Annotated in this window: 11 protein-coding genes; 2 read left to right on the top strand and 9 right to left on the bottom strand. The window is 66.4% G+C overall.

The window, feature by feature from the left end; translation table 11 throughout:
- Window positions 1-169 precede the first annotated feature (169 nt).
- The 5 genes from RDU24_RS15545 to RDU24_RS15525 form a co-directional block, all read right to left on the bottom strand.
- The gene (locus RDU24_RS15545) at window positions 170-475 is read right to left on the bottom strand and encodes an AzlD family protein (RefSeq protein ID WP_308736697.1); all 306 of its coding nucleotides are present in this window, start codon (window positions 473-475) and stop codon (window positions 170-172) included.
- The gene (locus RDU24_RS15540) at window positions 472-1,260 is read right to left on the bottom strand and encodes an AzlC family ABC transporter permease (RefSeq protein WP_308736696.1); all 789 of its coding nucleotides are present in this window, start codon (window positions 1,258-1,260) and stop codon (window positions 472-474) included. Before RDU24_RS15540 ends, RDU24_RS15545 begins: the two co-directional genes overlap by 4 nt.
- Before the next feature lie 87 nt (window positions 1,261-1,347).
- A complete protein-coding gene (locus RDU24_RS15535; protein ID WP_308736695.1) occupies window positions 1,348-2,181 on the bottom strand; it encodes an AraC family transcriptional regulator in 834 nt (277 codons plus the stop codon).
- 24 nt (window positions 2,182-2,205) lie between these two features.
- The gene (gene sppA / locus RDU24_RS15530) at window positions 2,206-3,036 is read right to left on the bottom strand and encodes a signal peptide peptidase SppA (protein WP_308736694.1); all 831 of its coding nucleotides are present in this window, start codon (window positions 3,034-3,036) and stop codon (window positions 2,206-2,208) included.
- A gap of 79 nt (window positions 3,037-3,115) precedes the next feature.
- Window positions 3,116-4,870: a 30S ribosomal protein S1 gene (locus tag RDU24_RS15525; RefSeq protein WP_308736693.1), complete on the bottom strand. Its 1,755-nt coding sequence runs from the start codon at window positions 4,868-4,870 to the stop codon at window positions 3,116-3,118.
- Between the two features lie 333 nt (window positions 4,871-5,203).
- Between RDU24_RS15525 and RDU24_RS15520 the strand changes: the two genes are divergently transcribed.
- Window positions 5,204-5,806 carry a DNA-3-methyladenine glycosylase I gene (locus RDU24_RS15520; RefSeq protein ID WP_308736692.1) on the top strand — a complete coding sequence of 201 codons (603 nt, stop codon included), beginning with the start codon at window positions 5,204-5,206 and terminating at the stop codon, window positions 5,804-5,806.
- Window positions 5,807-5,847: 41 nt separating this feature from the next.
- Here RDU24_RS15520 and RDU24_RS15515 read toward each other — a convergent pair whose 3' ends face one another.
- Both RDU24_RS15515 and RDU24_RS15510 read right to left on the bottom strand, forming a co-directional pair.
- Window positions 5,848-6,426, bottom strand: a complete 579-nt coding sequence (locus RDU24_RS15515) for a BON domain-containing protein (protein ID WP_308736691.1) — start codon at window positions 6,424-6,426, stop codon at window positions 5,848-5,850.
- Window positions 6,427-6,504: 78 nt separating this feature from the next.
- Window positions 6,505-7,176, bottom strand: a complete 672-nt coding sequence (locus RDU24_RS15510) for a BON domain-containing protein (protein WP_308736690.1) — start codon at window positions 7,174-7,176, stop codon at window positions 6,505-6,507.
- A 143-nt stretch (window positions 7,177-7,319) separates the two neighbouring features.
- Between RDU24_RS15510 and RDU24_RS15505 the strand changes: the two genes are divergently transcribed.
- Entirely contained in the window at window positions 7,320-7,802 is a 483-nt protein-coding gene (locus tag RDU24_RS15505) for a YchJ family protein (RefSeq protein ID WP_308736689.1), read from the top strand.
- A gap of 174 nt (window positions 7,803-7,976) precedes the next feature.
- On the opposite strand, the gene RDU24_RS15500 is transcribed toward RDU24_RS15505, so the two are convergent.
- A complete protein-coding gene (locus tag RDU24_RS15500; RefSeq protein ID WP_308736688.1) occupies window positions 7,977-8,309 on the bottom strand; it encodes a hypothetical protein in 333 nt (110 codons plus the stop codon).
- A gap of 34 nt (window positions 8,310-8,343) precedes the next feature.
- Window positions 8,344-8,617: hypothetical protein (locus tag RDU24_RS15495; protein WP_308736687.1), on the bottom strand; the 274-nt coding region annotated here is incomplete at its 5' end.

Genomic DNA, 8,617 nt, shown 5'->3' with positions numbered 1-8,617 from the left:
GGCTTTTCGAGGGTCCCCCCTCGAAAAACCCGCGCACATTGCCTTCGCCCAGCCCGGCCTCCCCGTCTGCCCTCGCCACCCTGTCCCGCCCCGCTGGGGGGTCCGGGGGCCTCAGGCCACCGGCCGCCGGAGGCATCTTCCGGCTCTGGTCGCCGGAGGCATCCCAGGCTCAGGCCAGTGCCAGGCGCAGTGCCAGGGCGGTGGCGACGCCGACGCCCATGGCCAGCGGCAGGTTGCCCCAGCGCCAGGCGATGGCGGCGGTGGCGATGGTGGCGATGGCGTCGGCTGGTCCGGCGGTGAGAGCGGAGGGCGCGACGATGGAGGCGAGGATGGCGCCGGGGATGGCTTTCATGAACCGTTCGAGTCGTCCGCTGACGCTCAGGCGGCTCATGACGGCGAGTCCGGCGGCGCGGGCGAGGTAGGTCACGAGGGCCATGCCCGCGATGGTGGTGATGGAGGCGAGGGCAGGGCTCACGGGTGTTTCTCCGTGCGGGAGGCGGTGGCGGGCCCGGATTCGGGACGTGGTTCGGGCCGTGGTTCTGGGCCAAAGGCGGCTGTGGCGCCTCCGGCGATGGCTCCGGCGAGGATGTACCATTTTCCGGGCAGCAGGCGCGCGCAGAGGAGGGCTGTTGCGGTGGCGGCGATGAGGGGCAGGATGTCGTGGCGGCGTGGCCTGAGGCCGACGAGCAGGGCGGTGAAGACGGCGGTGAAGGCGAAGTCCAGGCCGTACTTGGCGGGGTCGTCGAGGCCGCGCACGAGCAGGTGTCCGAGGGCGGTGGACAGGTTCCAGAAGGAATAGACGGCCAGTCCCGCGCCGAGGAGGAACGCGCCGTCGGTCTCGCGCTTCTGGCGGCTGTCGTCCACCATGCGCGCCAGGGTAATGGCCCAGGACTCGTCGGTCATGAAGAACAGCGAGCCGAAGGCCTGGCGGGCGGAGAGGCGCGTGAGCACCGGGGCCAGGGCCGCGCCCATGAGCACGTGGCGCAGGTTCACGATGAGGGTGGTGATGATGAGCGAGGCCACGGGCAGATTCGGGCTCCAGAGGTCGAGCGCGATGAGCTGGGAGGCCCCGGCGAAGACGAAGAGGCTCATGGACTGGGTTTCCACGAGGCTGAGGCCTTTCTGCCGGGCCAGCAGGCCGAAGAGGACGCCGTACACGGCGACGCCCAGGGCCACGGGCAGGCAGGCGCGGAAGCCAGCGGCAAGGCCGTTCAGGCTGAAGCGGAGGCGGCCGTGGGTCGGGTTTTGGCTGGTGTTCATGGGGGGAGCATAGCCGGGCCGGGGGGGCGCGGACTAGAACGTTCTTGCGCTTGCGTGCCGCATTGGACGGATAGGGCGGATACGGCGTCAGGCCGCCTGCCAGCGGCCGGGCGTGGTGCCGAAGGCCCGGCGGAAGTGCCGCGTGTAGTGGCTCTGGTCGGCGAAGCCGCAGGCCTGGGCGGCCTCTGCGCTGTTCATGCCCGTTCGCAGCAGGGCGAGCGAGCGGTTCAGGCGCAGCTGGTTGCGCCAGGCATGGGGCGGCATGCCGGTGGATCGGGCAAAGAGCCGGGCGGCGTGGAAGGCCGAGAGGCCGACCGTGGCGGCCAGCTCGTCGAGGGTCAGGGGCTCGGTCAGGTCGGCGGCGAGGCGTTGGCGCATGGTCTCCACGCGGGTGGAGTCCGCGCGCAGGGGCGGTGCTGTTTCAGGTTCCTGGCCGTGGCGGGTGAGCAGGGCGCCCAGCGCGTTCAGGGCGGCGGTCTGGGCTTCCAGGAGGTCGTGTCCGGCTTCGAGGAGCTGGTGGGCGCGGGCCAGGGCCTGGGCCAGGGGGCGGTCCTGGATGACGTGGTGGGGCAGACGGGGCAGGCCGGCGGAATGGGTCCCGCGCAGGCTGCGCGCCAGGGAGCGAATGGCGGCGGCGGACGGGTAGAACACGCGGTAGGCCCAGCCCTGTTCGTCGGCGCGCTCGCCGGTGTGGATTTCGTCGGGGTTGATGCAGGCCAGCCCGCCAACGCCGGCCACGTGTTGCGCGCCCCGGTAGCGGTAGCCTTCGGCCCCGGCCGTGATGACGCCGATCACGTAGCCCTCGTGCCAGTGCGGGGCGAAGGTGTGCTCGTAGAAACGGGCCGTGAGCAGCTCGGTCTCGGGCAGGGCCGGGGAGCGAAAGTAGCGGGCCTGTTCGGGGATGCTGGCGGCGGGACGCATTGTCGTCTCGGCTGGCCGCGCGGTCTACTGGCGGTATTGCAGGAGAAGGTCGGGCTGGGTCAGGGCGCCCTGGCTGGTCTCGGCAATCGCCTGGCCCACGGCCTGGAGCGTGGCGCCCATGAGGCGCGGCAGCAGCGGGATTTTCTTTTCCGGGCCTTCGAGCACGCCGGCCTTGTCCGAGAGCTTGGCCATTTCACGCAGCGTGGCGCTGGCCGCCTCCAGGCCGCCGAGCTTGTCCACGAGGCCGAACTCCTGGGCCTGGCGACCGGTGAAGGCGCGGCCGTCGGCAAGCTTCTCGACTTCCTCGAGGGGCATCTTGCGGGCCTCGGCCACGTCGGCCACGAACTGCCGGTGCAGGTCCATGATGAGGGCCATGAGGTAGGCGCGCTGCTCCGGGGTGAGGGGCACCGTGGGCGAGCCCGCGGCCTTGAACTTGCCTGTGGCCATGAGGTCGGTCCTGAGCCCCAGCTTGTCCATGAGCCCCTGCAGGTTCACGTACTCGGCGCGCACGCCGATGGAGCCGGTGATGGAGCCGGAGTTGGCCATGATGAGGGTGGCCGGGGCCGCGGCGTAGTAGCCGCCGCTGGCGGCCGCCGAACCCATGCTGACCACCACGGGCTTGACCTTGGCCAGGGCCTTCACGGCCTGGTAGAGCTCCTGCGAGGGGGCCACGGCTCCGCCGGGGCTGTCGATGCGCAGGACCACGCCCTTGACGGACTCGTCGTCCTTCAGCTCGCGCAGGAAGTCAGTGACCTCGCGGGCGTCGGTGATGACGCCCTCGATCTTGCAGAGGCCCATCTTGTCGCCGGAGAGGGCGCGCGTGCCCTTGCCCCCGAGCGAACGAAAAAAGGCCATGGCCCCCGTAAAGAGGGCCACGGCCACAATGATAAGCACAATACCAAACAGCAGCGGGTGCTGTTCGGAGAAGCCAGGCTTAGCTTCCGGATTCCTCACCGGAGGCTTCCTCTGTCTTCTCGCTGGAGGCGTCTTCGATCTTGGCGCGGAGCAGGTCGCCCAGGTTGCTTCCGGTCTCGGGACCGGAGGTGCGGAACTCCTTGGGCTTCTTGCGCTCCTCTTCTTCCTTGATCTGCTTGATGGAGAGGCCCAGGCGGCGCTCGTCGGCGCTCACATGGATGACCTTGGCCTCGATGTTGACGCCTTCTTTGAAGAGCTCGGAGGGGCTCTTGATCTTCTTGCGGCTGATCTCGGACACGTGGACCAGGCCCTCGATGCCCTCCTCGACCTCGACGAACAGGCCGAAGTCGGTGATGTTGGTCACCAGGCCGGTGATGAGGGTGCCGACGGGGTACTTGCCCGGCACCTTCAGCCACGGATCTTCGGAGAGCTGCTTGATGCCCAGGGTGAACTTCTCGTTCTCCTTGTCCACGGTGAGGACCTTGGCCTGGACGATGTCGCCGATCTTGAAGACTTCGCTCGGGTGGCGGATCTTCTTGGTCCAGCTGATGTCGGACACGTGGATCAGGCCGTCGATGCCTTCCTCAATGCCGATGAACACGCCGAACTCGGTGATGTTCTTGATGGCGCCCTCAAGGATGGTGCCTTCCGGGTACTTCTCGGCCACCACGTCCCAGGGATTCGGCTTGATCTGCTTCATGCCCAGGCTGATGCGCTTCTTGTCGGGGTCGACGCCGAGCACGATGACTTCGACTTCGTCTCCGGCGCGCACCATCTGCGAGGGGTGGCGCAGCTTGCGGGTCCAGCTCATCTCGGAGATGTGGACCAGGCCTTCGACGCCGGCCTCAAGCTCCACAAAGGCGCCGTAGTCGGCCAGGTTGGTGACCTTGCCGGTGAAGCGGGAACCCTGCGGGTACTTGCCGGCGATGTTCTCCCAGGGGTCGCTCACGAGCTGCTTCAGGCCGAGGGAGACCTTCTGGCCCTCGCGGTCGAAGTGCAGGACCTTCAGGTCCAGCTCGTCGCCCAGGGCGACCATTTCTTTCGGGTGGCGGATGCGCTTCCAGCTCATGTCGGTGATGTGCAGGAGGCCGTCCAGGCCGCCGAGGTCGATGAACACGCCGTATTCGGTGATGTTCTTGACCTTGCCCTTGACCACCTGGCCTTCGCCCAGGGTCTCGAGCAGGGCGCCGCGCTGCTCGCTGCGCTGCTCTTCGAGGAGCACGCGGCGGGAAACGATGACGTTGCTGCGGCGACGGTTGATCTTGAGGATCTTGAAGTCGAAGTCCTGTCCGACCAGGGCGTCCATGTCGGGCACGGGCCGCAGATCAACGTGGGAGCCGGGCAGGAAGGCCTCGACTCCGCCGAGATCGACGGTGTAGCCGCCCTTGATGCGGCGGACGATGCGTCCGGTAACGGTGCCGTTCTTCTCCTGGGAATCTTCCAGGCGGTCGAACAGCTGCATGCGCTTGGCCTTGTCGCGGGAGAGGTGGATGGTGCCTTCGTTCTCGTCCTTGTTGGACACGAAGACGTCCACCGTGTCGCCGACGGCCACGGTCATATTGCCTTCGGAGTCGAGGAACTCCGACACGGCGATCTGTCCTTCGCTCTTGAAGTTCACGTCGACGAGGACGTGGTCCTTGCCGATCTTGACGATGGTGCCGGGCACGATGGTGCCTTCATCCAGGTCGCCAAAGTCAGACTTGAGGTAATCCTCAAGAGCATCCTCGAAATTGAGGTCCATTTCCTGATCTAAGCCTTTCTTGGTTTTTTCCATGATTGCCTCCAACGACACTCCCTCGGACAAATGTATTTGCGCTGTATTTTAGACATTCAGCCGCACGCGGGCCCGGCCCGTTTCCGAGGCGAGCGGGTCCGTGTCCGCGACGTTCGGCCCGTTAGGGCCTGCTCCAAATGCCATGACGCCAAAGTATATTCCGGGGTCATCCTCGCTGGATGGCCCCGTAAAGAGCGTCTTCTTATACCAGATGACACCGGCTGTAAACACAATTTCGCCGCCCGGCCACGACGATTGCCCGCCAACAGGGGGTGTGGTATGTGTTGGAGCGTCGAATGTTTCCGCCGCCGCCCGGCACAGGAGGCTCCCCCCATGCCCCGACCAATCGCCCCGGACGACCGACAGCGCTGCCCCTGGTGCGGCACGGACCCGGTCTACGTGCGCTACCACGACGAGGAATGGGGGCGGCCCCTGCACGATGACCGCGCCCTGTTCGAGCTGCTTGTGCTGGAGGGCGCCCAGGCCGGGTTGAGCTGGCTGACGGTGCTGAAGAAGCGCGAGGGCTATCGCCGGGCCTTTTCGGGCCTTGCCCCGGAGCTGGTGGCGCGGCTCACCGAGGCCGACGCCGAGAAGCTGCGGCAGGACGAGGGCATCATCCGCAACCGCCAGAAGATCGCCTCGGCCATCGGCAATGCGCGGGCCTTTTTGGCCGTGGCCGAAGCCTTCGGCTCGTTCGACGCCTACCTCTGGCGCTTTGTGGACGGCGCGCCCCTCCAGAACGCCTGGGGCTCGCTTAAGCAGGTGCCTGCGCGCACGCCCGCCAGCGACGCCCTGTCAGCGGACCTGAAGGCGCGCGGCTTCAAGTTCGTGGGTTCCACCATCATGTACGCCTTCATGCAGTCCGCCGGGTTGGTCAACGACCACCTGACGTCCTGCTTCCGGCACCGGGAGCTTGGCGGGGGGCAGGGCGGCTAGCGCCTGCCTCGCCCCGGCCTTGCTCCGGCCTGGGGGGCGGCCTACTTCTTGGACGGGATGAGCAGCGACACCACTCCGGTGACGCCCTTGACGCCCTTGGCGTGGGCCATGGCCCGGCTCACGTCCTTCTGGCTGCGCACCATGCCGATCAGGTACACCTTGCCGCCGAAGACCTCCTGCTCGATCTGCGTGGCGCTGATGTTCTTGTCGGCCACCAGCGCGGTGCGGATCCTGGCCGCGATCTCCACGTCCGCCGCGGTGGTGTCTGTCTTGCCCGGGGCCTCCCAATAGGTGGCGACGGACTTGACGCCCCTGGTCTTCTTGGCCGTGGCGGTGGCGAAGTCCTTGAACTTGTCGTCGCCCAGCTGGCCCAGCAGCGTGACCTTGCCCAGGTAGCAGTAGACCTTCACCGCCAGGCCGAGCTTGCCGTCCTTGTCCACCAGGGCGGTCTTGATCTCCGTGCTGATTTTCTTGTCCGCCGTGATGTCGCCCACGCTGCGCTCGTCGCGCGCGGCGTCGTAGATGGCGCCCCAGGGGGTGAAGGCGCTGGCCGGGGTGGCCGGGAGGGCGAAGGCGACAGCCAGGGCCATTGCCGCGAGAAGCAGATGATTGCGTCGCATGGGCAGCTCCATAGGATTTAGGTTGCTCCATCTGTCATGCATATGCCCATTGCCGCCACGGCATGTCAACGTGATGCGTCAGGGCGGGTGGACGCGCGGGGGCTCTGTGCCGGGCGGCCCGGCGCCGGGGTTCTCCGGCCGATCCTGCTCTGTCGGGATCAGCAGCGAGGTCACGACGCTGACGCCGGGCAGCGCGCGTGCGAGGGCCACGGCCCGGTCCACGTCCTGCTGGCTGCGCACCATGCCCATCAGGTAGATGCGCCCGCCATAGACCTCGGCCTCGATCTGCGTGGCGCTGATGTTCTCGTCGCCCACCAGGGCCGCGCGCAGCTTGGCCGCTATCTCCAGGTCCGAGACCGCACCCCCTGCCGCCGAGGTCCTGGCCGGGTTCGGCTCCACCCATACCGCGGCCACGCTGCGGACTCCCTCCGCCTCCCAGGCCGTGGCCAGGGCAAAGGCCTTGAAGTCGTCGTCGGCAATCTGGCCCAGGAGCGTGACCCGGCGCAGAAAGCAGTAGACCTTGACTCTCAGGCCCAGCGCGCCGTTCTTGTTCATCAGCTCGGCCTTGATGGCGCTGCTGACGGCCTTGTCAAAGAGCATGTCGGCCATGCTGCGTTCGTCGCGCGCGGCGCCGTAGATGGTGCTCCAGGGCGTGAACGGGGGCGTCGGCATCTCGGGCAGCGCGCACGCGGCCAGAAGAACCAGGCACAGCAGGGTCAGGCACTGCGGGATCAGGCGCTTGGGACGCATGCGGCACTCCGGGCAGGCAGGATGGGACCAGCCTTGAGCCTATGCCGGGCCGGGGCAGGACTGTCAACGCCGTCCGAGTTGACCGGACGCGGCGAAGTCCGTACTGTGCGCGCCCGAGCCAAACAATACTTTCGAGGTGACATATGTCCGATTGCCCTTGCGGTTCCGCCAAGCCCTTTGATGCCTGCTGCGGACCCATCATCAGCGGAGCTGTTCCCGCGCCCACGGCCGAGGCGCTCATGCGCTCGCGCTACAGCGCCTACGTCAAGGTCGACGTGCCCTACCTGGAGAAGAGCCTGGCCCCGGAAGAGCGCCACGACTTCGACCCCGCCCAGGCCAAGCAGTGGGCCGAGAGCTCCAAGTGGCTGGGGCTCACCATCCACTCCACCAAGGACGGCGGCGAAAACGACCAGACCGGCACCGTGGACTTCACGGCCTCCTACGAATACCAGGACGCCCGCCAGGACCACCGCGAAGTGGCCCAGTTCAAGCGTCTGGACGGGGTGTGGCACTACACCGACGGCAAGATGCGCTCCCACGATCCCATCGTGCGCGGGCCAAAGACAGGCCGCAACGACCCCTGCCCCTGCGGCTCGGGCAAGAAGTTCAAGAAGTGCTGCGGCTAGAAGTCTAGGCGCACACAGCCCAGAACGAGAAGGGCTCCCTCCGGCAGTGCGCCTGGGGGAGCCCTTTTGTTTTTGACGGAGGCGCCGTAAAGCGCCCGGTGTCGGCGTCGTAGTCGCGCCAGTTGAAAGCCCCGGCCCGGAGGTGGGGCCGGGCCGGGGCTTGGTGGGGAGACTTCAGTGCGAACTCTGATCCAGGTTTCGTCCTCCACGTTTTTTGTGATGGTATTCGGCGAGCAGTCCTTTAAGTACCCCAGCAATGCTAAGGACAAGCAGGATGCCCAACCATGCCTTTGCGAAAGCCAAATCAGCTGTCCACCAATAGACGCCGAGAGACAGCAGAATGGAGAGGACGATTGCCACGATGCCAAAATACAACGTATGCTTGAAGGAATACCCTACGCGAGGAATTTCGCCCTGAGCGATTCTCCTTTCAACGTATACGGCGTAGCCGACAGCAGCACCCAACAGAACGATTGCGCCTATGGCGCCCGGAGTGGGCAAACTCATGATGATCCTTTGTGGCGAGAATGCAACGCTATGTTTAGTGTCTTTCGCGCAGATCCTCCGGGGTAGTCCGGGGATACCTCTTCTTCCAATATTCCTTGGTCTCTTGTTCAACATCGCCAACACTGTCTGGAAAGAGCAGGTCACCCAGCGGCGCGGTCAGCAGCCCGAAAGAGCGAGTGCCCCACTTTCCAATTTTTAAGGCTCGTTCAGCAGCAGTCTGCGCGATGTTCAATGCGGGATCAATCACGTCCTTCCACTCCCACTCCAACCCCCACACGTCCACCCGATTCACCGGGTCATCGACGCAG

Source organism: Humidesulfovibrio sp., from assembly GCF_031082295.1.
Taxonomy (GTDB): Bacteria; Desulfobacterota; Desulfovibrionia; order Desulfovibrionales; family Desulfovibrionaceae; genus Humidesulfovibrio.
The sequence above is the reverse complement of the archived record's forward strand: the minus strand, read 5'-3'. Positions and strand labels throughout refer to the sequence as shown.

Excerpts from the sequence above, each read along its gene's own strand:
- RDU24_RS15515 (WP_308736691.1), bottom strand. The coding sequence starts at position 6,426 with ATGCGACGCAATCATCTGCTTCTCGCGGCAATGGCCCTGGCTGTCGCC.
- sppA (WP_308736694.1), bottom strand. The coding sequence starts at position 3,036 with ATGGCCTTTTTTCGTTCGCTCGGGGGCAAGGGCACGCGCGCCCTCTCC.
- RDU24_RS15500 (WP_308736688.1), bottom strand. The coding sequence starts at position 8,309 with ATGAGTTTGCCCACTCCGGGCGCCATAGGCGCAATCGTTCTGTTGGGT.
- RDU24_RS15540 (WP_308736696.1), bottom strand. The coding sequence starts at position 1,260 with ATGAACACCAGCCAAAACCCGACCCACGGCCGCCTCCGCTTCAGCCTG.
- RDU24_RS15505 (WP_308736689.1), top strand. The coding sequence starts at position 7,320 with ATGTCCGATTGCCCTTGCGGTTCCGCCAAGCCCTTTGATGCCTGCTGC.
- RDU24_RS15535 (WP_308736695.1), bottom strand. The coding sequence starts at position 2,181 with ATGCGTCCCGCCGCCAGCATCCCCGAACAGGCCCGCTACTTTCGCTCC.
- RDU24_RS15525 (WP_308736693.1), bottom strand. The coding sequence starts at position 4,870 with ATGGAAAAAACCAAGAAAGGCTTAGATCAGGAAATGGACCTCAATTTC.
- RDU24_RS15520 (WP_308736692.1), top strand. The coding sequence starts at position 5,204 with ATGCCCCGACCAATCGCCCCGGACGACCGACAGCGCTGCCCCTGGTGC.
- RDU24_RS15510 (WP_308736690.1), bottom strand. The coding sequence starts at position 7,176 with ATGCGTCCCAAGCGCCTGATCCCGCAGTGCCTGACCCTGCTGTGCCTG.